The organism is Mesorhizobium sp. RCAM 06353, assembly GCF_059683585.1.
The window spans coordinates 479,153-501,325 of sequence record NZ_CM185031.1 but is presented as its reverse complement, the minus strand read 5'-3'; the positions used below and the strand labels follow the sequence as shown (position 1 = coordinate 501,325).

Here is a 22,173-nt window from a genome sequence, read left to right as displayed (position 1 = left end):
ACCATTGATTAGCGAATTCCTATCTCGGCAAGGCGCGAAAACTCATCCTGAAGCAGGCGCCGCTTGGCTTGCTGTCGAGAATCTCGATGCGCCCGCCATGCAGTTGCATGATTTCCTGCACCAGGTTGAGGCCGAGCCCGGCGCCATGATCCTGGGGACGCAGCCGATAGAAGGGCTCGAAGATGCGTTCGCGCTCGGCTGGCGGCACGCCGTCGCCTTCGTCCCGCACCTCGATGACGGCAGGCGCTGTGACGCCGACGGTGATCTTGCCCGCGCGGCCGCCATGCTCGATGGCGTTCTGGACGATGTTGGTCACGGCACGTTCGATCGCGGTGCGATCGCCGCTGGCGACAACCGTTTCCCGTTCCGGCTCGAACGACATCTCGTACCCGGCCGAGAAGGCCATCGGCGCGAGGTCGACGATGACGCCGCGCGCGATTGCCACCAGGTCGACCGTCTCAAAGGATGCGGCTTGCCGGTCGAGGCGTTGCAGGTCGAGCAACTGGTCGGTCAGCGTCGAAAGCCGTGCTGCATCCTGCAGCAGCCGTGCCCGCTCGGGTGTTGCCGGCAGCGAGGCCAGGCGTGTGTTGAGGATGGCGACCGGTGTCCTCAACTCATGGGCGGCGTCGGTCAGGAAACGCTTGTGGCGCTCATAGCCTTTGTCGAGCCGCGCAAGGGCGGCGTTCACCGCCTTCACCAGCGGCGTCACCTCCATCGGTACGTCCTTTAGCGGCAGCTGCACGCCGCGTTGATCGATGTCGATGCGTTCGGCCTCGGCGGCCGCATGGCCAAGGCCCGACAGCGCGCCGCGCACCACCCAGGGCGTCGCAAACAGCGTGGCCAGCGCCATCAGTCCGGCGAGCGGCAATATGCCCTGCAGGAAGAACTGCGGCGCCTGTCCGAGCAGGCGCAGCAGCGAAAGCCCGCCCTTGGTGCCGGTGAAGATCTGGACGCTGCCGGCCGCGGTATCGGTCCAGCGGATCTTCCCCTCCGGCGGCGCGCTTTGCCCGATTGTATGGTCGATACGCGCATCGCTGATGGTGTCCAGCAGCCCGGCGAAAGGCTGGAAGACGACCGGCACCGTGCCCTCCTGCAGCCGCTGCCCCTGCTTGTCGCGGATGATGAACCAGAGGTCGGGGACCTCGGATCGCAGCTTCGTCAGATCCGAGGTCTCGCGCAGGACAAGCTTGCCGCCAGCGTCACGCGCCACCGCATCCGCCAGCACATCCATCGTGCCGTCCTCATAGTCGTGCGGGATGAGGCCGGTGGCGAGCAAGACGCCGAGAATGCCGACAATGATCAGCGTCAGCATCGCGCATTGCAGCAAGGCGATGCGCAGCACCAGGCTCCATTTGAGCGAACGCGGGCGTTTGATACTCATCGTTCGGTGCTCATGTCGTTTCGCGCAGGAGATAGCCGACGCCGCGAATGCCGTTGATCGTCACCCCGGCATCGGCGTCGGCCAGCTTGCGGCGCAGGCGTGACACATGGGTGTCGAGCGCGTTGGACTGGATCTCGTCGTCGAGGCCAAACACCGCTTCCATCAACGCCTCGCGCTGCACCATGCGGCCGGTGCGCCGCATCAGCGCCTCCAGCACCAGGAGTTCGCGCCGCGGCAGGCTGAGCGGCTCGCCGCGGATTGCAGCCTCGCGATGTCCGACATCGAGCACCAGATCGCCGGCGCGGATGAATTGCGACTGCATCGGCGCCGGCCGCCTGAGCAGCGCGCGCAAGCGGGCCAGCAATTCCTCGAAGGCGAACGGCTTTGCCAGATAGTCGTCCGCGCCCATGTCCAGCCCATCGACCTTGTCAGACGTTTCGCCCTTCGCCGTCAGCACCAGAACGGGCGTCGTGTTCTTCGCCGCGCGCAGTCTCGGGACCAGCGACAGCCCGTCGCCGTCAGGCAACTGGCGGTCGAGCAGGATGGCGTCGTAGCTGTCGATGGCAACGAAGCCCTCCGCCTCCAGCAATGTGCCGGCGTGATCGACCACCATGTCGTGACGTTTCAGCGCCGCACGCAGCGCCGAGACCATTTCGGGCTCGTCCTCGACCAGCAAGATACGCATCCACACTCCCCAGGTAATCACATCGCTTCGGGCGCTACCGCGCCAACATTGCGTAGACATGGCAAAGCCGAATGGACCGGGGCCGGCAAGTTCTTTCTTTGCGCCAGCGATGTGCGCAATGTCTATGCAATCCAGGCCCGGCAAACAGCGCCGGTCGGCAGGAACCGCCCATGCCGACGTCAAGGCGTCGGGCCCGGATATGCAGCAACAGGTTCGGGTCCGGCGCTGAAACGAAATCAAACGCCACACCAAACTGATTGGTGTGCTGTCGTCCGGAATTGAGGTTGTTTATGTCTGCAAATGACGCTCTGTCTTTTCTCATGGCGTGGACCGTGGCACCGTTCAGGGTCGGCTCCGTCACGCCGTCCAGTTCCAGCCTGGCGGCCTTGATGACGCGCGACATCGGTCCCGAGACTGGCCCCGTGTTGGAGCTTGGTCCCGGAACAGGTCCGTTCACACGGGCGCTGCTGTCACGCGGGGTGAGGGAAGAGGATCTGACGTTGATCGAATCCGATCCGGATTTTGCGGCACTGCTCATGCGGCGCTTTCCCGCCGCCCGTATTGTCGAAATGGATGCCGTCGGTCTGCGACATCTATCGCTATTCCAGAGTCCCGTGGTCGGTGCCGCCGTCAGCGGGTTGCCCTTCCGCCTGATTTCGCCGCGCAAGACGCTTGCCATTCTCGAAGGCGTTTTCGCAAACCTGCGCCCGGGCGGGGCGCTCTATCAGTTCACCCTCGGCCGACGCTGCCCGTTCGACCAGTCGCTGCTCGACCGGCTCGATCTCGAGGTCACGCGGGTCGGTCATACCTTTCGCAATTTCCCGCCGGCGACGGTTTATCGCGTCGCCAGGATCAAGACGCTGGGAATCTATGATTGGCGCTTCGCATGACAGTTCCCATGACAGTTCCCATGACAGGTCCATTGTCGGCCATTCTCGGCTTCGGCCTGTTCGGCGTCTTCTGCCTTGCCTTCACCGAGAAAATCCTCCCGGTTCCACCCTCGCATGTGCTGCTGCTGTTCCTCGGCATGACGGCTGCGCCGGATGTGTCCACACTGGCGATCCTGCTGGCTGTGACGACGCTTGCCTCCTTTTCCGGCTGCCTTGTCTGGTATGGGGTCGGCCGCCGGATCGGATTTGACCGTGCCGACAGGCTGATCGAACGTGCCGGCAGATATGTCTTCCTGCGCCCCGCGACCTACCGCAGGCTTGGCCAGGCCTACCGGCGCAATCATGTCCGAGTGTCCTTGCTGGCGCAGTTCATCCCGACCGTGCGCAATTACCTGCCGATAGCGGCCGGTGCGCTTTGCTTGCCCGCTCTGCCCTTCGCGGCCGCGACGCTGCTCGGCGCTACGCTGTGGAACTTCGGCTTTCTCGTGACCGGCCATCTCTTGCAAGGCAGTGGCCAGGATACCTTCACGGTGGGCTTCCGCATCATTGTCATCGTGGTGGGGCTGGAGACGGCCTTCATGCTGGCGCTGCGCTATGGTCCCGCATGCCGGCGGCGCATCAGGCTGATGCTCGGCTGAGCGCACAGCACCAGTCATGGGATAAGCTCCGCCATCGGCTTTCCTTCGCTTGTCCGCCGGTGTTTAGTCCGGCCATGGCCTTCACCATCCGCCAGTTGCAGTTCTTCATCGCCGTCGCCGAGCAAGGCACGGTGTCGGGCGCGGCACAGAACCTCTCGATTTCGCAATCCTCGGTCACCGAAGCGATCAAGGAACTTGAAAGTGATCTCGGCGTCGAACTCTTCGAACGCCATCCGCGCGGCCTCAACATTACCCACAAAGGCCATCAGTTCCTTCGCCACGCGACCAAGATCCTCGCCGACGTGTCCGACGCCCGCCGCTCTTTTTCGGCGAGCAGGCGGTGGTGGGTGGACGGCTGCAACTCGGCGTCACGTCTTTGGTCGCCGGCTATGTCCTGTCGGATCTGCTTGCCCGCTACCGCCGCGCCTATCCGGGCGTCGAGGTCTCGGCCATCGAGGACAATGGCGATTATCTTGAACATCTCCTGATCGGCGGCAAGCTGGACATTGCCGTCATGGTCACCTCGAACCTGCGTGACCGCACCGCGCTGCAGTCGGAAATCCTCGAGGTCTCGGCCTACCGCCTGTGGCTGCCGCTCGGCCATCCGCTCGCCAGCGCCGACATCATCAGCATTGGCGACATTGCCGGCGAGCCGCTGATCATGCTGACCGTCGACGAGATCGAGGAGAACACGGGAAAACTGCTGACGGCGATCGGCGCCAAGCCGCACGTCGCCTTCCGCACCCGCTCGGTCGAAGCCGTGCGCAGCCTGGTCGCCACCGGCGCCGGCGTGGCGCTTTTGCCCGACCTCGTCTACCGGCCATGGTCGCTGGAAGGCGACCGCATCGAATCGCGCGATATTTCGGGCTCCTTGCCGGTGGTGCAGGTCGGCATGGTCTGGCGTCGCGGCTCCGGCCTTCCGCAGGCGGCGCGCGATTTTATCGGCCTTGCCCAGTCGCAGCGGACGGTCCGCCAGCGTCCCTGATTGAAGAGTGTCAATCTATCGGAAAAACCGATATCGCCTTTCTGATAAATGAATTTGCGAAACCGGAATTTTCCAAGCACGTTCCGTTCCAGGGACCAAGCCGCCACAAGAGCGGCATCAAGTCCACAGGACGAACCGGCAGTTTTACAGTCCGCGCGTGATCTGGCGAAAACCGGAGCGGTTTCGGGGATCATGCGCCAAAATGGGAGATCGATGATGAATTCATTCCTGAAGTCGTGCACTGCGCTGACCGTCGCGCTGACCTTCTCGGGTCAGGCCATCGCCCAGGTCAAGGAACTCGGCAAGGGCGAGGGCCAGGTCAACATCGTTGCCTGGCCTGGCTATATCGAGCGCGGCGAGACCGACAAGGGTTATGACTGGGTCACTGCCTTCGAGAAGGAGAGCGGCTGCAAGGTCAACGTCAAGACCGCCAACACGTCGGACGAGATGGTCTCGCTGATGAACGAGGGCGGCTTCGACCTCGTCACGGCTTCGGGCGATGCCTCGCTGCGCCTGGTTGCCGGCAAGCGCGTGCAGCCGATCAACACCGATCTCATTCCGAGCTGGAAGGCGGTCGACGATCGCCTCAAGGACGCGCCCTGGTTCACCGTCGACAAGGTCCATTACGGCGTTCCCTATCAGTGGGGCCCCAACATCCTGATGTACAACACCGAAGTGTTCAAGGAAGCGCCCAAGAGCTGGAACGTCGTCTTCGAGGAGATGAAGCTGCCGGACGGCAAGTCAAACAAGGGCCGCGTCCAGGCTTATGATGGACCGATCCACATCGCTGACGCTGCCAACTATCTGATGTTCCACAAGCCGGAACTCGGCATCAAGGATCCCTACGAGTTGAACGAGGACCAGTACAAGGCAGCGCTCGACCTGCTGCGCGTCCAGCGCACCCTGGTCGGCCGCTACTGGCATGACGCCGCCATCCAGGTCGACGATTTCCAGAACGAAGGCGTCGTCGCCTCGGGCTCGTGGCCGTATCAGGTCAACACGCTGGTTGCAGCAAAGAAGCCGGTTGCCTCGACCGTGCCGGAAGAGGGCGTCACCGGCTGGGCCGACACCACCATGATGGAAGCCGACGCGGCGCATCCGAACTGCGCCTATATGTGGCTCGAACATTCGCTGTCACCGAAGGTGCAGGGCGATGTCTCGGCCTGGTTCGGATCGCTGCCGGTCGTGCCCGCCGCCTGCAAGGGCAACGAACTGCTCGGCGAGGAAGGCTGCAAGACCAACGGCTACGACAATTTCGACAAGATCAAGTTCTGGAAGACGCCGGTCTCGAAATGCGTCACCCAGAACGACCAGTGCGTGCCGTATTACCGCTGGGTGTCGGACTATATCGGCGTCATCGGCGGACGGTGATTTTCTTCACCCTCCCCCTTGTGGGGAGGGTCGACGCGCAGCGTCGGGGTGGGGGCTGTCCGATAGTTCCGCGCCACCACCCCCACCCGCGGCTTCGCCGCGACCTCCCCCATCGAGGGGGAGGTGAAGCGGTGCGTGAACTCGTCCTTGTTTGACCCGGCAACAGACTGACAGCCCATGACATCAGCCGTCTCCTTCCAGAAAGTCTCGCGCCATTTCGGCAGCGTTCGCGCTGTCGACGCGGTCGATCTCGACATTGCGCCGGGCGAGTTCTTCGCCATGCTCGGGCCGTCCGGCTCGGGCAAGACGACATGCCTGCGCCTGATCGCCGGTTTCGAGCAGCCGACAGCGGGCTCGATCTCGATTTTCGGCGAACGCGCCGAGGGCGTGCCGCCCTATCGCCGCAACGTCAACACCGTGTTCCAGGACTATGCGCTGTTCCCGCATCTCAATGTGCTCGACAACGTCGCCTATGGGCTGATGGTCAAGGGCGTCGGCAAGGCCGGGCGGCACAAGGCAGCTGAGGAAGCGCTGTCGCTGGTGCGGCTGCCCGGCTATGGCGCCCGCCGCCCCGGCCAGTTGTCCGGCGGCCAGCGCCAGCGCGTCGCGCTCGCCCGCGCGCTGGTCAACCAGCCCAAGGTGCTGTTGCTCGACGAGCCGCTGGGCGCGCTCGACCTCAAATTGCGCGAAAACATGCAGGAAGAGCTGAAATCGCTGCAGAAGGCGCTCGGCATCACCTTCGTCTTCGTCACCCACGACCAGGGCGAGGCGCTGTCGATGGCCGACCGCGTCGCCGTCTTCAACGACGGCAGGATCATGCAGATCGGCACTCCGGAGGACATCTATCAGCGGCCGAAGACGCGCTTCGTCGCAGATTTCGTCGGTTCCTCCAACGTGCTGCCGCCGGACTTCGTCCAGCGTTATTCCGGCCAGCATCGCTGGGGCAGCTTGCGCCCCGAATCCATCCGCGTCGGCCGCGCCGCAAGCGGCGAAGGTGTCGCCGCGCGCCTCGTCTCGACCAATTATCTCGGCGCCACCACCAGGCTGGCGCTCGATGCCGACGGGCTCAAGCTGCACGCCATCGTGCCGGCCGGCACGGCCCTGCCGGCGGAAGGCGAGGCGGTCGTGCTCACCTTCAACCGCGAGCACCTGCATCTGATGGACGAGCCGGCATGAGCCTCGACGCCACCATGCCGCGCGCCACGACCCCCGCCATCCTGCCGGGCAGCGGCGGCATGCGTGGCGCACTGTCGGACCTGTTCTGGCGCCGGCCGCAACTCCTGCTCCTGCTCATGCTTTTGCCGCCGGTGCTGTGGCTCGGCATCGTCTATATCGGCTCGCTGTTCGCCCTTTTGGCGCAGAGCTTTTTCTCGATCGACGAGTATTCCGGCCTCATCAACCGTCAGTTCACGCTGAAGACCTACGGCGACCTGTTGCAAGCCGCCAATCTCGACATCATCCTGCGCACGGTGACGATGGCGGCTCTGGTGACGCTGGCCTCGGCCATCGTCGCCTTCCCCATCGCCTACTATGCGGCGCGTTATGCGCGCGGGCGCTGGAAGGCGCTGTTCTATCTCGGCGTCATGCTGCCGCTGTGGTCGAGCTACCTGGTCAAGATCTACGCCTGGAAGCTGATCCTGGCCAAGGAAGGTATTTTGACCTGGCTGCTGGCCAAGCTGCATCTGTTGTGGGTGCTCGATGCCTGGCTGTCGCTGCCGGTCGTCGGCGGCAACTCGTTGTCGGTGTCGTTCACCGGCACCTTCATCGTCTTCGTCTATGTCTGGCTGCCGTTCATGATCCTGCCGGTTCAGGCAGCCCTCGAGCGCGTGCCCGGCAATCTGGTCGAGGCCTCGTCCGATCTCGGCGCATCGCCCGGCCAGACCTTCCGCAATGTGCTGTTTCCGCTGGCGTTGCCCGGCATCGTCGCCGGCTCGATCTTCACCTTCTCGCTGACGCTCGGCGACTACATCATCCCGCAGATCATCGGCACGTCGCGGCTGTTCATCGGCCAGGCGGTCTATTCGCAGCAAGGTACCGCCGGCAACATCCCGCTCGCCGCCGCCTTCACCGTCGTGCCCATCGTCATCATGGGTTTCTACCTCTGGGGCGCCAAGCGCATGGGGGCCTTCGATGCGCTCTGATCGTGGCCAGTCCGCACCTCTTTCGCTGAAGATATCAGCCGCTTGCGGCCTGCTGTTCCTGCATCTGCCGATCCTGCTGATCTTCGTCTACGCCTTCACCACGGAGGAGAAGAGCTTCGTCTGGCCGCCGCCTGGGCTGACCACGCAGTGGTTCGCCGTCACCTGGAACCGGCCCGATGTCTGGGAAGCGCTGTCGCTGTCGGTGCGCGTCGCCGCCATCTCGACGGCGATCGCGCTGATCCTCGGCACGCTCTGTTCAGCGGCGGTGTCGCGGACAAAGTTCTTCGGCCGTGAGACCATCTCGCTGCTGGTTATCCTCCCGATCGCGCTGCCCGGCATCATCACCGGCATCGCGCTGCGCTCGGCGTTTTCGCTGGCCGAGATCCCGTTCTCGTTCTGGACGATCGTGCTCGGCCACGCCACCTTCTGCGTCGTCGTCGTCTACAACAACGCGGTCGCCCGCTTCCGCCGCACGTCAGGTTCGATGATCGAGGCCTCGATGGATCTTGGCGCCGACGGTTTTCAGACCTTCCGCCACGTCGTGCTGCCCAACATCGCCACCGCGCTGCTCGCCGGCGGTATGCTCGCCTTCGCTTTGTCTTTCGACGAAGTTATAGTCACCACCTTCACTGCCGGCCAGCAGCAGACCGTGCCGATCTGGATGCTGGAAGAATTGATCCGTCCGCGCCAACGTCCGGTCACCAATGTCGTGGCCATGGTCGTCGTGCTGGTGACGCTGCTGCCCATCCTGTTTGCCTATTACCTGACCCGCGACGGTGACCAGATCGCCGGTTCGGGCAAATAATCTCAAGGGAGAGACTTCCATGGACACCCAGATGCTGATCGGCTCGAAATTCGAGAAGGGCACGGAAGCCGAGGAGCCGATCCTCAATCCGAAGACAGGGGCGACCATTCTCAACCTGCCGGAGGCCAGCCAGGCGCAAATCGAGGCGGCAGTCATTGCCGCCGAACAAGCGTTCGTCTTGTGGTCGCGCACCACGCCGGCGCAGCGCTCCGGCTACCTCTTGAAGGTCGCCGACCGCATCGAAGCCGAGGCCAAGGACTTCGCCGCTCTCGAAGCATTGAACTGCGGCAAGCCGATCAATGCCGTGCTCAATGACGAGATCCCGGCGATTGTCGACTGCTACCGCTTCTTCGCCGGCGCTGTCCGCTCCATGCCGGGCGTTGTGGCCGGCGAATATCTGCCTGGCCACACCTCGATGGTGCGGCGCGACCCGATCGGCATCGTCGCTTCGATCGCGCCCTGGAACTATCCGCTGATGATGATGGCCTGGAAGCTGGCGCCGGCGATCGCCGGCGGCAACACCGTCGTCTTCAAGCCGTCGGAGCAGACGCCGTTGACGGCACTGAAACTGGCGAAGATTCTGGCCGATGTCCTGCCGGAAGGCGTCGTCAATGTCGTGCTCGGCCGCGGCGACAGCGTCGGCAACACGCTGATCAACCACCCCAAGGTCAACATGATCTCGATCACCGGTGACGTCGCCACTGGCAAGAAGGTGCTGCAGGCCGCCGCCAAATCGGTCAAGCGCACGCATCTCGAGCTTGGTGGCAAGGCGCCGGTCATTGTCTTCGACGACGCCGACCTTGGCGCCGTCGTCAACGGCCTGCGCGCCTTCGGCTACTACAATGCCGGCCAGGACTGCACCGCGGCCTGCCGCATCTATGCTGGCAAGAAGATCTACGACAAGCTCGTCGCCGATCTCTCCTCGGCTGTTTCGACCATCAAGTACAACCAGCCGGACGACACGGAGAACGAGATCGGCCCGCTGATCTCGCGCCGCCAGCGCGACCGCGTGTCGAGCTTCGTCGAACGTGCCTCGGAACTGAAGCACATCGAGATCACCACCGGCGGCAAGCCGGGCGAGGGGTCCGGCTTCTACTACCAGCCGACCGTCATTGCCGGCGCCTTGCAGGAGGACGAGATCGTACGCCGCGAAGTCTTCGGCCCAGTCGTCTCGATCACCCGTTTCACCGAAGTCGACGAGGCGGTGAACTGGGCCAATGACAGTGACTACGGCCTGGCGTCATCGGTATGGACCAAGGACGTCTCGCGCGCCATGGCGACGGCTGCACGGCTGCAATATGGCTGCACCTGGATCAACACCCACTTCATGCTGACCAACGAGATGCCGCATGGCGGGCTGAAACAGTCCGGCTATGGCAAGGACATGTCGCTCTACGCGCTGGAGGACTACACCGCCGTGCGGCATGTGATGGTTGCACATGGGTGAGGAGCGGTCGCCGAAGGCGATCAATCGACAACGATTTGTCGATTGAAGCGACGAACGCCCGGAGCCATAGCGTAAGGCCGGGCGTGGCTATTTTCCCTTCTCCCCGTGAGCGGGGAGAAGGTGGCTCGAAGGGCCGGATGAGGGGCAGCACAAACTTGCGACGGTCAGCTCCGCCCCTCATCTGCCTGCCGGCATCTTCTCCCCGTAAACGGGGCGAAGACCGCTACTCGACGATCCGATAGATCTTCCACAGGCTGGTGCCTGACACCACGTAGGGCTCCATCTCCTTGCCCCATTTGGCATGGGCGTCGATCTTGCCGATCTTGGCGAACATCGCCTCCAGCTGGGCCAGGCTCTCGACCTGGTGATGCGACTCGACCGTTGCCTCCCGGGCGCCGATCGATCCCGTCATGATCTGGAACTTCAGGTCGGCGAGGCCGACCTGCGAGCCGATCTCCCGTTCCCATTTCTTCAACAGGTCGAGCACGGTCTGTTTATGCCCGAACTTGGCGTCGATCTGCCATCTGGCGCTGAACATGTTGGTCCTCCTCCGAGATTGCGGTTGATCTACTCGTCCCAGGCCTGCACGACGGTCTGCCGCGCGATGCGCCCGTTCTTCAGCTCCAGCATCGCCGCGGCGAACACTTTCGTGCCGTCCGGATAGGCGCAGGCCTGGGTGAAGGCGAGGCTGTCGCCGTCGGCGATCGTGGTGTCGACCTTGTGGGTCATAGCCCGGCTGCAAATGTCGTCCCAGAAGGTGGCGATCGCTGCGCGCCCGCGGACTTCGCGCGGCTTGCTCGGTGGGTTGTTGCGGTCGATCACCCGCACCACCGCGTCGTCGGCGTAGAAGTTCGACAGCATCTTGCCGTCGCGGCCCTCGATCGCCTTCTTGATCGCCGCGCCATCCACCACTTGAGTCTTGGTCAGCATTTTATCCTCCATGTGCCCGTTTTCGGGCGGTTGATGTTCGGAAGTCTGTCCGGCGCTTGTCGACGGGCAGTGTCGTTCACTGCGACTTCGCCTTGACGGCCGCGAACACGTCGTCGGTCTGCTTCTTGAAAGTGGCGAGATCGACCTGGCTGCCGTTGAGGATCGTCGACCAGTGGCGCACGATCGCCGCCATCGCGATCGTCTCCTTGATCTCCTCGTCACTGGCGCCATTGAGCTTGGCCGCCTCGGTGTGGAAGTAGATGCAATATTGGCAGGGGATCTGCGAGGCGACCGCAAGGCCCATCAGTTCCTTGGTCTTGCCGTCCAGAGCGGTTTTCGGGTTGAGCTGGACGCCCTTGATTTCAGCCCAGGCGCCGGCGATCGCGACATCAGGCAAGGTCTTGAACATGTCCGGCACCGAGCCGAGCGTTGCCTGGATGTCCTTGTAGGCGGCCGTTGCCGACGCATCCTCGGCTTTTGCGGGAGTGATCGTGAACAGCGCGCCAATGCTTGCCGCGATCACCAGTGATCTGACATTCGGCTTTGACTTGAGCATTTCATCCTCCGTTCGCAGCGCCTTCAAAGGCGATATCCGCCTGGCCTGCATGGGGGAATTGATAGCGCCTACGTCGGCATGGCCGCTTCGCCCGGACGGGCCATGGCTCTCATGGCCCGTCCGGGCCAGTGTGCCTGGCGGAGAATGCGGCTGCCGCCGCCCGCGACGGCAGGTCGAGCTTGAGCAATATGTTGGCGACGTGGCGCTTGACCGTGTGCTCGCTCAGCCTGAGTTCGGCGGCAATCGCGGCATTGCTCTTGCCGTCGGCAATCAGGCTCACCACCTCGCTTTCCCTCGCCGTCAGCACGGCCGGTTCGGTTGTTTTGGTCCTGGCGCGGCAGTCGGGCTCCAGATGCTGTTCCGATATTGCCCGCACCAGCGCCATCGGCTCGTCCAGATCGTCCAGCGTGACCCGGCTGGCGTCTTCGAAATGCAGGCCCGAGCCGGTTGCCAGATCCGCGACCAGCCGCGAGGCGAGGATATCGCCTCGGCTGGCGTGCGCGGCGAGCTGCATCGTCACCCGCGCCGTCAGCCCCACGGGCGGCCCGCGCAGTTCGATCTCGCCGACATGCGCGCCCTGCGCGCTGGCCACACCGATCCCTTGCGCCGCCTCGCGCAGCGCCGCCGCGCAGCGTATGGCGCGCGCCGGCCCATCGAAGCGCGAAATCATCATTTCGCCCTGCGTACCCAGCGCGCGGCCGCCATGGCGCCCGACCAGCGACCGCCAGGTTTCCTGGAAGCGCTCGCTGCGTTCGCTCCACATGCGGTCGCCCATCCGCGTCGTATCGTAGATGCGCGTCACCAGAAGGGCCGCCAGCACACGGTCTGCTTCCGCCACGGCGCGCTCACCGGTCAGGAACTCCTCGATCAGGTCGGCGACCCGGTCGACGTCGCCGGTCCAGATCGGATGGTCGCGCCCGGGAATCTCGACCAGCCGCGCATTCGGGATTTTCCCGGCCAGGAAGCGGCTGGCGTCGGGATCGACTCGCGCGTCGTTGCGGCGATGGATGAGCAGCGTCGGTGCGCTGATTGCCGCCAAAATGCCACGCACGTCGATTTCCGCGTTCATGCGTGCCAGGGCTGCCGCCGCCGTCGGGCTCGCCGACAGCCGCTCGAAACGCGCCCACCACTGGGTGAAATGCGCGTCGTCGACCCGGCCCGGCGCGAAATTTGGCAAGGTGGCGCCCGTGCCCCAGGCCGTGTCGGCCGTGGCGATGAAGGCGTTGAGGCGTTCCGGCGGCATCACCCATTTGTGGAAATGCGCATAGCCGCCATAGAGCGCCAGCGCCCGCGTCCGCTCGGGATAGGTGGCGGCGAACAGCATTGCCATCGGCGCGCCTTCGGAAGCACCAAGCAAGGCAGCACGACCGCTGCCGGTGGCGTCCATTACGGCGCGCACATCGTCCATGCGCGTTTCAAGACTGGGCAGGTTGTGCGCATCGACACGGTCGGAAAGGCCGGTGCCGCGTTTGTCGAACAGGATCAGCCGCGAGAACGCCGAAAGCCGCTTCAGGAGCCTGGAATAGCCTTCGTCTTCCCAATGCAGGTCGAGATTGGAAATGAAGCCCGGCACGAAGACGAGATCGAACGATCCCTGGCCGACCACCTGATAGGCGATCCGCACATCGCCGCTGAGGGCATATCGGGTTGCGATCGGCCTCACGAGGTTCTTCCGCCCGGCCTGACGATTTCTGATCGTCAAACATAGCAGAGCCGCGTCGATTGCGGCAGCTCAAACCTTAGCAGGGAGGAATATAAGCCCGCGCGGGCGTCCGCGGTTATTCCTGCGAGGCGGCGACGTCGGCCGGGGAGGGCTTGAGCCCGAGCTTGAGGTCGGCCTCGGCCGGCGTGATCGGCCGTTTGATCCTGGCCGCCGCCACCACGACGAGCTCGTCAAAACTTTTGTCGCCGCTGTCCAGCAGCTCGAAGAACTGCCGCCGCATCCTGGGCTCCCAGAACTTGTTGATGTGCTCGGCGACCCCCGCAACACCGTCCTCGCGCGGCCGCGAGTGAAAAAAGGCCGCGATCTGGTTGGCCATGCGCACCAGCTTTTCGCTGGTGCTGGTGATGTGGTCTTCGTCATGCGACATGCTGGGCAACTCCCGAGACCACCCGTTCGGGGTGGGTGAAAACATCGAAATCGTCGCCGCGCACCAGCGCCACCAGCGTCATGCCGGCTTCTTGCGCGGTGCGGATGGCAAGGGCGGTCGGCGCCGAGACGGCGATGATGAAGGCAGCGCCGATAGAGGCGGTCTTCTGCACCATCTCGACCGACACGCGCGACGTCACCACGACAGCGCCCGATGCACCGTCGATGCCGGCTTTCGCCAACGCGCCGGCCAGCTTGTCCAATGCATTGTGGCGGCCGACATCCTCGCGCGCCAGGACGACGCCCTTGCCGGGGATATAGAAGCCGGCGGCGTGCACGGCTCCGGTTTCCTGATGCAGCGGCTGCACCTTCGACAACAGCTTGACGGAGCGCACGATGTCGTCGGCAACAAGCGTAAGTTTTGACGCACCAACCGTATCGACCGAGCGCATCGCTTCCTCGATGGATTCAATGCCGCACAGCCCGCAACCGACCGGGCCGGCCAGCCTGCGCCGCCGCGCCTCGAAGCGTGTATTGGCCTGGTCCTTCAGCCGGATCTGGATGTCGATGCCGGCGCCATGATCTTCGACCTCGATGGCTTCGATTTCTTGCGGGTCGGCGATGATGCCTTCGGTCAGCGAAAAGCCGAGTGCGAAATCCTCGAAATCGGCGGGGCTCGCCATCATCACCGCATGGGTTGTGCCGGCGAAGGAGAACGCCACCGGCGTTTCCTCCGGCACCATGCGGTTGGCTGCAGCCGTGCCGCTGGCGCGGTGCGCCATCCGCGATATCTGCGTCGTGGCTTTGCGGCGCGCGGCCAAGATTACTCCGCCGCTTCCAGAGAGGCGATGCGGCGGCTGTTCTTGGCCTGCTCATCGTACTCGCGCTGCCATTCCGACGGCCCGTTGGAGGCCCCGACCTGCACCGCCGTTACCTTGTACTCCGGACAGTTGGTCGCCCAGTCGGAGAAGTCGGTGGTGATGACGTTGGCCTGCGTGTCGGGATGGTGGAACGTCGTATAGACCACGCCCGGCGACACCCGGTCGGTGATCAGCGCGCGCAGCGTCGTCTCGCCAGAGCGGCTGGTCAGCCGGACCCAGTCGCCATCGCGCAGACCGCGGTTCTCGGCATCGTGTGGGTGGATCTCCAGCCGGTCCTCGCTGTGCCACATGACATTGTCAGTACGCCTGGTCTGCGCGCCGACATTGTACTGGCTGAGGATGCGGCCGGTTGTGAGCAGCAGCGGGAAGCGTGGCCCGGTCTTCTCGTCGGTGGCGACATATTCTGTGCGGATGAACTTGCCCTTGCCGCGCACGAAACCATCGACATGCATGATCGGGGTGCCGAGCGGCGCCTTTTCATTGCAGGGCCATTGCACGGATCCGACACGGTCGAGCAGCTCGAAGGAGACGCCGGCGAAGCTCGGCGTCGTCCTGGCGACCTCGTCCATGATCTCTGAGGGATGCTGATAGTTCCAGTCGAGCCCCACCGCGCGGGCAAGCTCCTGCGTCGCCTCCCAATCAGCGTAGCGCGCCTTGGGCTCCAGAACCTTACGCACCATGTTGATGCGGCGCTCGGCGTTGGTGAAAGTGCCGTCCTTCTCCAGGAAGGTGGAGCCCGGCAGGAACACATGCGCGTAGTTCGCCGTCTCGTTGAGGAAGAGGTCGTGCACGACGACGCATTCCATCGCGGCGAGGCCGGCGGCGACATGTTTGGTGTCGGGATCGGACTGAAGAATGTCCTCGCCCTGGATGTAAATGCCCTTGAAAGTGCCGTCGACGGCGGCATCGAGCATGTTGGGAATACGCAGGCCGGGTTCGTCGTCCAGCTTCACGCCCCACAGGCTCTCGTAGATGTCGCGCACGGCTTCGCCGGAGATGTGGCGATAGCCGGGCAGTTCGTGCGGGAAAGAGCCCATGTCGCACGAGCCTTGCACGTTGTTCTGGCCGCGCAGCGGGTTCACGCCAACGCCTGGCCGGCCGATATTGCCGGTGGCCATGGCGAGGTTGGCGATCGCCATCACCGTGGTTGAACCCTGGCTGTGTTCCGTCACTCCGAGGCCATAATAGATCGCGCCGTTGCCGCCGGTGGCGTACATCCGCGCCGCGCCGCGGATCAACTCGGGATCGACGCCGGACAACTTGCCGACGGTTTCGGGGCTGTTTTCCGGCAAGGCGACGAAGGAGGCCCAGTCCTGGAACTCCGCCCAGTCGCAACGTTCGCGGATGAAGGCTTCGTTGAAAAGACCTTCGGTGACGATGACATGCGCCAGCGCCGTCAGCACCGCCACATTGGTGCCCGGCTTCAGCGGCAGGTGATAGTCCGCTTCGATATGCGCCGACTTGACCATCTCGGTGCGACGCGGATCGAGCACGATCAGCTTGGCGCCCTGGCGCAGCCGCTTCTTCAGCCGCGAGGCGAACACCGGATGGGCGGAAGCGGGATTGGCGCCGATGATGACGGCGACGTCGGTGTAATCGACTGAGTCGAAATCCTGCGTGCCGGCCGAGGTGCCATAGGTCTGGCCGAGGCCATAGCCGGTCGGCGAATGGCAGACGCGTGCGCAGGTATCGACATTGTTGTTGCGGAAGCCTTGCCGCACCAGTTTCTGGACGAGATAGGTCTCCTCGTTCGTGCAGCGCGAAGAGGTGATGCCGCCGATCGAGGTGCGGCCATACTGATACTGGATACGACGGAATTCCTTGGCCGTATGGGCGATCGCCTCCTCCCAGCTCACCTCGCGCCAGGGATCGCTGATCTGGTCCCGGATCATCGGCGACAGGATGCGGTCCTTGTGTGTGGCGTAGCCATAAGCGAAACGGCCCTTCACGCAGGAATGGCCGTGGTTCGCCTTGCCGTCCTTATAGGGCATCATGCGAATGACCTCGTCGTCCTTCACTTCGGCCTTGAACGAACAGCCGACGCCGCAATAGGCGCAAGTGGTGACGGCCGAGCGCTCCGGCATGCCCTTCTCGAGCACCGATTTCTCGCGCAGCGCGTCGGTCGGGCAGGCCTGTACGCAAGCGCCGCAGGACACGCATTCGGAGGCGATGAAGTCCTCGTGCATGCCGGCGACCATGCGTGATTCGAAACCGCGGCCCTCAATGGTCAGTGCGAAGGTGCCTTGCACCTCTTCGCAGGCCCGCACGCAGCGCGAGCAGACGATGCACTGCGCCGGATCGTAGGTGAAATAGGGATTGGATTCGTCGCGGGCGATGTAGTCGACCGCCAGCGAGCCATGGCCGGGCGCGACGCCATCTTCCTGCTTGACGTGGTTGCGGCCCTCGACGCCGTAGCGGTTCTCGGTCAGGCCAACCGACTTGGCCACCGTGTCGAATTCGCTGGCGCCGGTGCCGGCCTTCTCGTTCCAGCCGGTCGGATGGTCGGAGACGTAAAGCTCCATGACGCCGCGGCGGATAGCGTCGAGCCGGTCGGACTGCGTGCGCACCACCATGCCTTCGCCGACTGGCGTCGTGCACGAGGCCGGCGTGCCGCCGCGCCCTTCGATCTCGACCAGGCAAACGCGGCACGAGCCGAACGAATCCAGCATGTCGGTGGCGCAGAGTTTTGGGATCTCGACCCCGCCTTCCATCGCCGCACGCATGATCGACGTGCCTTCCGGCACGCTGATGCTGCGGCCGTCGACGACCAACGTGACCTGCTTTTGCGCCCGCGATTCCGGGGTTCCGTAGTCGATCTCTTCGACGAGCGATGGGAAGTCGGCCTTGATGTTCATCTGCCAGCTCCTATTCAGCGGCCACGCGCGCCGGCGCGGGCTTGAAATCTTCAGGGAAATGCGTGATCGAACTCATCACCGGGTAGGGCGTGAAGCCGCCCAGCGCGCACAGCGATCCGAACTTCATCGTGTTGCAGAGGTCGGTGACCAGAGCGAGGTTCTTTTCCGGCTCGATGCCGGCGGCAAGCCTGTCGATGGTCTCGATGCCACGTGTCGAGCCGATGCGGCAGGGCGTGCACTTGCCGCAGCTTTCTATCGCGCAGAATTCCATGGCAAAGCGCGCCTGCTTCAGCATGTCGGCGGTGTCATCGAACACGGTGATGCCGGCATGGCCGATCAGCCCGTCACGCTTGGCGAATTCTTCGTAGTCGAACGGCGTGTCGAACAGTCCGCGGGGAAAATAGGCGCCTAAGGGACCGCCGACCTGCACCGCCTTGACCGGCCGTCCCGTCGCCGTCCCGCCGCCGATGTCGTCGACGATTTCGCCGAGCGTCAGGCCGAAAGCGGTCTCGAACAGGCCGCCATTCCTGACATTGCCGGCGATCTGGATCGGGATCGTGCCGCGCGAACGGCCCATGCCGAAATCCTTGTAGAAGGCGGCGCCCCTGTCCATGATGATGGGCACCGAGGCCAGGCTGATGACGTTGTTGATCACCGTCGGCTTGCCGAACAGGCCCTGGATTGCCGGCAGCGGCGGCTTGGCGCGCACCACGCCGCGCTTGCCTTCAAGGCTGTTCAGAAGCGAGGTTTCCTCGCCGCAGACATAGGCGCCGGCACCGACGCGGATTTCCATGTCGAAGGCGTTGGGCGAACCCAGCACATTGACGCCGAGCACGCCGGCCTTGCGGGCGATTTCGACGGCCTTGTTCATTGTTGCCACCGCGTGCGGATATTCCGAGCGGATATAGACGAAACCCTTGGTCGCGCCGGTGGCGATGCCGGCGATCGTCATGCCTTCGATCAGCACGAAGGGATCGCCTTCCATGATCATCCGGTCGGCGAAAGTCGCACTGTCGCCCTCATCGGCGTTGCAGACGATGTATTTGCGGTCGGCGGTCGTATCGAGCACCGTCTTCCATTTGATGCCGGTCGGGAAGCCGGCGCCGCCTCGGCCGCGCAGGCCTGAGTCGGTAACTTGCTTGACGATATCAGCGGGCGCCATGGCGACCGCGTTCTGCAGACCCTTCAACCCGCCGAGCGCCTTGTAGGCGTCGAGCGACAGCGGGTCGTTGATGCCGCAGCGGGCAAAAGTTAGCCGCGTCTGCTTGGCCAGGAAGGGGATCTTGTCCGGCGAACCAAGCCAGCGCTTGTGGTGGCCACCGGTGAGGAAGCCGCTGTCGAACAGGCTTTTCACGTCGGAAGATTTGACCGGTCCGTAGGCGACACGGCCATTGGCGGTCGCCACTTCGACCATCGGCTCGAGGAAATAGGCGCCGCGCGACCCGTTGCGCACGATCTTGGCCTCGATGCCACGCTCGGCGAGTTCCGCGCGAACAGCCTTGGCGACCTTTTCGGCACCGAGCGCCAGCGCGCCGGAATCGCCGGGAATGTAGATGCGGGGGATCATGAGCGCACCTCGGCAAGGATCTCGTCGATCTTGTCGTCATCGAGCCGCCCGATCACCTCACCGTCGAGCATCGCCGACGGCGAACAGGCGCAAAGCCCGAGGCAATAGACCGGCTCGAGTGTAACCGATCCGTCGCGGGTGGTCTCGTGGAAGCCGATGCCCAGCAATTGCTTGATCTTGGCGGCGACGGCATCCGAACCCATCGACTGACAGGCTTCCGCCTGGCAGAGCTTGAGGACATGCCGTCCGGCCGGCCGGGCACGGAAATCGTGATAGAAGGTGACGACGCCGTGCACCTCGGCCTTGGAGAGGTTCAGCCCGTCGGCGATCACCGGCAGGGCTGCCTGTGGCACATGGCCGAATTCTTCCTGGATCTCGTGCAGGATCGGCAGCAGCGGGCCTTCGAGGCCTTTCAGCTCTTGGATAATCGCCGCCGTGCGCGATGCGATCTCGGTACTTGCAGGCTGCATCGTCATGCAGCGCCCTCCCTGGTCGGTAGCGTTCTAGCGCTAAGTCGTTACAAAAACAGAGGAAACCCGCGAAATCAATAAAGCTGATCCGTCGCTTGATAGAAATTTTCTATCAAGCATGGTCAGCCACCTTTCTCTACCCTAGCGATGGGTGCGGAAATCGTCTGCCAGCGCCATTGCCTCGCCCAGCAGCGCCTGCACCAGCGGCGTGTGCGGCTCGCGTGGCGTGGCCACCAGGCCGACCGTGTGGCTGGCATCGGGCTCGACGATCGGTATGGCCCGGATTGGCTCGGAAAAGCCGAATGTTTCCGCGAGGTTGAGCGGCATGATCGACGACCATTTGCCGGTGCGGATGTGCGAGAACAGCACGATCATCGAGTTGGATTCGAGCGTCGGCCGCACCTGCACCCCGGCCTCGGCCAGATGCTGGTCGATGAGGCGGCGGTTCTGCATGTCCGGTGTCAAAAGGCACAGCGGCAACTGGCTGATTTCGGCCCATGTCACTTTGTCGCGGTCGGAATAGGGGTTTCCGACCGCCGTGATCAGCTGATAGCGCTCGTCATAGAGCGGCACACTGGTCACCCGCCCGAGCGGCTCGTTGTCGAGATAGGTGATGCCGGCGTCGATGTCGAAATTGCCGAGCAGCGACAGCACCTCGATCGAGGTGCGCGACAGCACCGAGAAGGTGACGCCCGGGTGCTTTTCGCGAAACGGCGTCGTCAGCCGCGCCACCATGGCCAGTGCCGTCGGGATGGCGGCTATGCGGATACGCCCGGAAAGACCGTGGCGCGCCGCGCGCATCTCCTCGCGCATGGTCCTGGAATCGCCAACGATGCGGCGCGCCCAGACCAGCACCTGCTTGCCCTCCGGCGTCAGCCCCTGGAAACGCGACCCGCGATTGACCAGCATGACGCCGAGCTGACCCTCCAGCTGCTTGATGCCGGCCGACAGGGTCGGCTGGGTGACGCCACACGCTTCCGCCGCCCGGCCGAAATGCTCTTCCTTGGCCAGCGCGATGAAGAATTCGAGTTTGTCGATCATGCCGCGAGCCCTTTCCGCGTGCCTGCGCTCAGCTGCTCGTTAATCATCGTGGATGAGGCAGACAATAGTGGCAACAGCCAATAACCAATTGATAATATTTGCCTTGCCATCATGGTCGATGCGGGTATCGCGGCAGGGGGCGCCGAAGATAGGTTGGTTCGCATGCTCCAGGAGCATCCGCCGGAAATACAAGCGCCTTCCGCCGCCGATCTGCGCGAGGCGGCGCGGCTTCGCGCTGTCGAGCGTTTCGATATTCTGGACACGCCGCGCGAAGCGTCGTTCGACCGCATTACGCGATTGATCAAGACTGTCTTCGATGTCCCGATCGCCATCATCTCGGTCATCGACGGGCACCGCCAATGGTACAAGGCATGCGAGGGCCTGGCGGTCAATGAAGTCGAACGTAAGGCGACATTCTGCCAGTACACGATCCTCAATGAAGAGCCGCTGATCGTCACTGACGCGACCAAGGATTCCCGTTTTGCCGACAATCCCATGGTCAGGAACGACCCACATATCCGCTTCTACGCAGGCGTGCCCTTGCGCAGCCGCGACGGCCACAACATCGGCAGCGTCTGCGCGATCGGCTATGCACCGAGGGAATTCAGCGGCCGCGACATCGCAATCCTCCAGGATTTCGCCGATCTTGCCATGGACGAGCTGGAACTGCGCCAGCATGCCTCGAGTGACGCGCTGACCGGCGTGCTGTCGCGGCGCGCGTTCATCGATCACGGCGGCAGGGCCTTTGCTCTGGCGCAGCGGCAGCGCTTCGACTTCTCCTGCATTGTCTTCGATGTCGACCATTTCAAATCGGTCAACGACAATTTCGGCCATGCCGCGGGCGACAAGGTTCTGGCCGGTGTGGCCCGGCAATGCAGCGCCACCTTGCGGGACGTCGACATATTCGGCCGCGTCGGCGGCGAGGAATTCGCGGTACTTCTCTACGCCGGCCGCAACGGCGCGCTTGAATCCGCCGAGCGGCTGCGCGGCACCATCGAGGCCATGCGGCTCGCGCACGGCACGGATGAAATACGGGTCACGGCGAGCTTCGGTGTCGCCGCGTTCGATGCCGCGACCGGCAATTTGCAAGAGCTGATCGAACGCGCTGACGCGGCCATGTATCGCTCGAAACACGCTGGCCGCAATCGGGTCACAGGCTGGAATTCCCCTGTGGGCGATCAGGCCCGGCCACGACGCAGGGTGCTGAAGGCGGGTCAGATCGTCTTCAACAAACGCATGTCGACCATCGACTGCACGGTTCGCAGCCTCGGCGAGGACGGCGCCACCATCGACGTTTCAAACATCGCCGGCATTCCCGGCCAGTTCGTGCTCGCCATCAGGGCGGACCGATTCGAGACGAAATGCCGGGTCATCGCCCAGGCGGAAAGGCGTCTGGAACTCGCCTTCGATTGACCGGGCCCGGTGGTCCCGGTGCTCAATC

At 64.0% G+C, this 22,173-nt stretch carries 20 protein-coding genes and 1 pseudogene; 9 read left to right on the top strand and 12 right to left on the bottom strand.

What is annotated here, in order from left to right; all coding sequences use genetic code 11:
- Positions 1 to 19: 19 nt before the first annotated feature.
- Together AC56QX_RS02240 and AC56QX_RS02235 are read right to left on the bottom strand one after the other, a co-directional pair.
- A complete protein-coding gene (locus AC56QX_RS02240; protein ID WP_497113513.1) occupies positions 20 to 1,381 on the bottom strand; it encodes a sensor histidine kinase in 1,362 nt (453 codons plus the stop codon).
- 10 nt (positions 1,382 to 1,391) lie between these two features.
- A complete protein-coding gene (locus AC56QX_RS02235; protein WP_497113512.1) occupies positions 1,392 to 2,066 on the bottom strand; it encodes a response regulator transcription factor in 675 nt (224 codons plus the stop codon).
- A gap of 290 nt (positions 2,067 to 2,356) precedes the next feature.
- Here AC56QX_RS02235 and AC56QX_RS02230 point away from each other — a divergent pair, with 290 nt between their 5' ends.
- From AC56QX_RS02230 to AC56QX_RS02195, 8 genes and pseudogenes are all read left to right on the top strand, one after another.
- Positions 2,357 to 2,956, top strand: a complete 600-nt coding sequence (locus AC56QX_RS02230) for a class I SAM-dependent methyltransferase (RefSeq protein WP_497113511.1) — start codon at positions 2,357 to 2,359, stop codon at positions 2,954 to 2,956.
- An 8-nt stretch (positions 2,957 to 2,964) separates the two neighbouring features.
- Positions 2,965 to 3,594, top strand: coding sequence for a DedA family protein (locus AC56QX_RS02225; RefSeq protein ID WP_497113510.1), 630 nt, complete (start codon positions 2,965 to 2,967; stop codon positions 3,592 to 3,594).
- A 74-nt stretch (positions 3,595 to 3,668) separates the two neighbouring features.
- Positions 3,669 to 4,579, top strand: a pseudogene (locus AC56QX_RS02220) (LysR family transcriptional regulator).
- Between the two features lie 216 nt (positions 4,580 to 4,795).
- Complete coding sequence (locus tag AC56QX_RS02215; protein WP_056570411.1) at positions 4,796 to 5,950, top strand: ABC transporter substrate-binding protein; 1,155 nt, start codon at positions 4,796 to 4,798, stop codon at positions 5,948 to 5,950.
- A gap of 177 nt (positions 5,951 to 6,127) precedes the next feature.
- On the top strand, positions 6,128 to 7,126 hold the full coding sequence (locus tag AC56QX_RS02210) for an ABC transporter ATP-binding protein (protein ID WP_497113509.1): 999 nt from the start codon (positions 6,128 to 6,130) through the stop codon (positions 7,124 to 7,126).
- Positions 7,127 to 7,140: 14 nt separating this feature from the next.
- Positions 7,141 to 8,091 (top strand): ABC transporter permease, encoded by a 951-nt coding sequence (locus AC56QX_RS02205; RefSeq protein WP_497117647.1) that lies wholly within the window; start codon positions 7,141 to 7,143, stop codon positions 8,089 to 8,091.
- Positions 8,081 to 8,896, top strand: coding sequence for an ABC transporter permease (locus AC56QX_RS02200; RefSeq protein WP_027043653.1), 816 nt, complete (start codon positions 8,081 to 8,083; stop codon positions 8,894 to 8,896). Before AC56QX_RS02205 ends, AC56QX_RS02200 begins: the two co-directional genes overlap by 11 nt.
- Positions 8,897 to 8,915: 19 nt before the next feature.
- Positions 8,916 to 10,343 carry a gamma-aminobutyraldehyde dehydrogenase gene (locus AC56QX_RS02195; RefSeq protein WP_497113508.1) on the top strand — a complete coding sequence of 476 codons (1,428 nt, stop codon included), beginning with the start codon at positions 8,916 to 8,918 and terminating at the stop codon, positions 10,341 to 10,343.
- Between the two features lie 223 nt (positions 10,344 to 10,566).
- On the opposite strand, the gene AC56QX_RS02190 is transcribed toward AC56QX_RS02195, so the two are convergent.
- The 10 genes from AC56QX_RS02190 to AC56QX_RS02145 form a co-directional block, all read right to left on the bottom strand.
- Positions 10,567 to 10,881: a hypothetical protein gene (locus AC56QX_RS02190; protein ID WP_497113507.1), complete on the bottom strand. Its 315-nt coding sequence runs from the start codon at positions 10,879 to 10,881 to the stop codon at positions 10,567 to 10,569.
- Positions 10,882 to 10,910: 29 nt separating this feature from the next.
- Positions 10,911 to 11,273 (bottom strand): nuclear transport factor 2 family protein, encoded by a 363-nt coding sequence (locus AC56QX_RS02185; protein ID WP_497113506.1) that lies wholly within the window; start codon positions 11,271 to 11,273, stop codon positions 10,911 to 10,913.
- 76 nt (positions 11,274 to 11,349) lie between these two features.
- Positions 11,350 to 11,829: a carboxymuconolactone decarboxylase family protein gene (locus AC56QX_RS02180; RefSeq protein ID WP_497113505.1), complete on the bottom strand. Its 480-nt coding sequence runs from the start codon at positions 11,827 to 11,829 to the stop codon at positions 11,350 to 11,352.
- A 109-nt stretch (positions 11,830 to 11,938) separates the two neighbouring features.
- Positions 11,939 to 13,492 carry an alpha/beta fold hydrolase gene (locus AC56QX_RS02175; RefSeq protein ID WP_497113504.1) on the bottom strand — a complete coding sequence of 518 codons (1,554 nt, stop codon included), beginning with the start codon at positions 13,490 to 13,492 and terminating at the stop codon, positions 11,939 to 11,941.
- A gap of 115 nt (positions 13,493 to 13,607) precedes the next feature.
- A complete protein-coding gene (locus AC56QX_RS02170; protein ID WP_497113503.1) occupies positions 13,608 to 13,919 on the bottom strand; it encodes a formate dehydrogenase subunit delta in 312 nt (103 codons plus the stop codon).
- Positions 13,909 to 14,739 (bottom strand): formate dehydrogenase accessory sulfurtransferase FdhD, encoded by an 831-nt coding sequence (fdhD, locus tag AC56QX_RS02165; protein WP_497113502.1) that lies wholly within the window; start codon positions 14,737 to 14,739, stop codon positions 13,909 to 13,911. Before fdhD ends, AC56QX_RS02170 begins: the two co-directional genes overlap by 11 nt.
- A gap of 2 nt (positions 14,740 to 14,741) precedes the next feature.
- Positions 14,742 to 17,654, bottom strand: coding sequence for a formate dehydrogenase subunit alpha (fdhF, locus tag AC56QX_RS02160; RefSeq protein ID WP_497113501.1), 2,913 nt, complete (start codon positions 17,652 to 17,654; stop codon positions 14,742 to 14,744).
- 10 nt (positions 17,655 to 17,664) lie between these two features.
- A complete protein-coding gene (locus AC56QX_RS02155) occupies positions 17,665 to 19,221 on the bottom strand; it encodes a formate dehydrogenase beta subunit (RefSeq protein ID WP_497113500.1) in 1,557 nt (518 codons plus the stop codon).
- Entirely contained in the window at positions 19,218 to 19,697 is a 480-nt protein-coding gene (locus tag AC56QX_RS02150) for a formate dehydrogenase subunit gamma (protein ID WP_497113499.1), read from the bottom strand. Before AC56QX_RS02150 ends, AC56QX_RS02155 begins: the two co-directional genes overlap by 4 nt.
- A 135-nt stretch (positions 19,698 to 19,832) precedes the next feature.
- The gene (locus tag AC56QX_RS02145) at positions 19,833 to 20,732 is read right to left on the bottom strand and encodes a LysR family transcriptional regulator (RefSeq protein ID WP_497113498.1); all 900 of its coding nucleotides are present in this window, start codon (positions 20,730 to 20,732) and stop codon (positions 19,833 to 19,835) included.
- Between the two features lie 162 nt (positions 20,733 to 20,894).
- Here AC56QX_RS02145 and AC56QX_RS02140 point away from each other — a divergent pair, with 162 nt between their 5' ends.
- Entirely contained in the window at positions 20,895 to 22,145 is a 1,251-nt protein-coding gene (locus tag AC56QX_RS02140) for a sensor domain-containing diguanylate cyclase (protein ID WP_497113497.1), read from the top strand.
- Positions 22,146 to 22,173 lie beyond the last annotated feature (28 nt).

Coding starts and splice junctions, on each gene's coding strand:
- AC56QX_RS02170 (WP_497113503.1), bottom strand. CDS start 13,919: ATGTCGCATGACGAAGACCACATCACCAGCACCAGCGAAAAGCTGGTG.
- AC56QX_RS02180 (WP_497113505.1), bottom strand. CDS start 11,829: ATGCTCAAGTCAAAGCCGAATGTCAGATCACTGGTGATCGCGGCAAGC.
- AC56QX_RS02225 (WP_497113510.1), top strand. CDS start 2,965: ATGACAGTTCCCATGACAGGTCCATTGTCGGCCATTCTCGGCTTCGGC.
- AC56QX_RS02145 (WP_497113498.1), bottom strand. CDS start 20,732: ATGATCGACAAACTCGAATTCTTCATCGCGCTGGCCAAGGAAGAGCAT.
- AC56QX_RS02185 (WP_497113506.1), bottom strand. CDS start 11,273: ATGCTGACCAAGACTCAAGTGGTGGATGGCGCGGCGATCAAGAAGGCG.
- AC56QX_RS02200 (WP_027043653.1), top strand. CDS start 8,081: ATGCGCTCTGATCGTGGCCAGTCCGCACCTCTTTCGCTGAAGATATCA.
- AC56QX_RS02240 (WP_497113513.1), bottom strand. CDS start 1,381: ATGAGTATCAAACGCCCGCGTTCGCTCAAATGGAGCCTGGTGCTGCGC.
- AC56QX_RS02210 (WP_497113509.1), top strand. CDS start 6,128: ATGACATCAGCCGTCTCCTTCCAGAAAGTCTCGCGCCATTTCGGCAGC.
- AC56QX_RS02235 (WP_497113512.1), bottom strand. CDS start 2,066: ATGCGTATCTTGCTGGTCGAGGACGAGCCCGAAATGGTCTCGGCGCTG.
- AC56QX_RS02195 (WP_497113508.1), top strand. CDS start 8,916: ATGGACACCCAGATGCTGATCGGCTCGAAATTCGAGAAGGGCACGGAA.
- AC56QX_RS02230 (WP_497113511.1), top strand. CDS start 2,357: ATGTCTGCAAATGACGCTCTGTCTTTTCTCATGGCGTGGACCGTGGCA.
- AC56QX_RS02190 (WP_497113507.1), bottom strand. CDS start 10,881: ATGTTCAGCGCCAGATGGCAGATCGACGCCAAGTTCGGGCATAAACAG.
- fdhF (WP_497113501.1), bottom strand. CDS start 17,654: ATGAACATCAAGGCCGACTTCCCATCGCTCGTCGAAGAGATCGACTAC.
- AC56QX_RS02205 (WP_497117647.1), top strand. CDS start 7,141: ATGCCGCGCGCCACGACCCCCGCCATCCTGCCGGGCAGCGGCGGCATG.
- AC56QX_RS02140 (WP_497113497.1), top strand. CDS start 20,895: ATGCTCCAGGAGCATCCGCCGGAAATACAAGCGCCTTCCGCCGCCGAT.
- AC56QX_RS02215 (WP_056570411.1), top strand. CDS start 4,796: ATGAATTCATTCCTGAAGTCGTGCACTGCGCTGACCGTCGCGCTGACC.
- AC56QX_RS02155 (WP_497113500.1), bottom strand. CDS start 19,221: ATGATCCCCCGCATCTACATTCCCGGCGATTCCGGCGCGCTGGCGCTC.
- AC56QX_RS02150 (WP_497113499.1), bottom strand. CDS start 19,697: ATGACGATGCAGCCTGCAAGTACCGAGATCGCATCGCGCACGGCGGCG.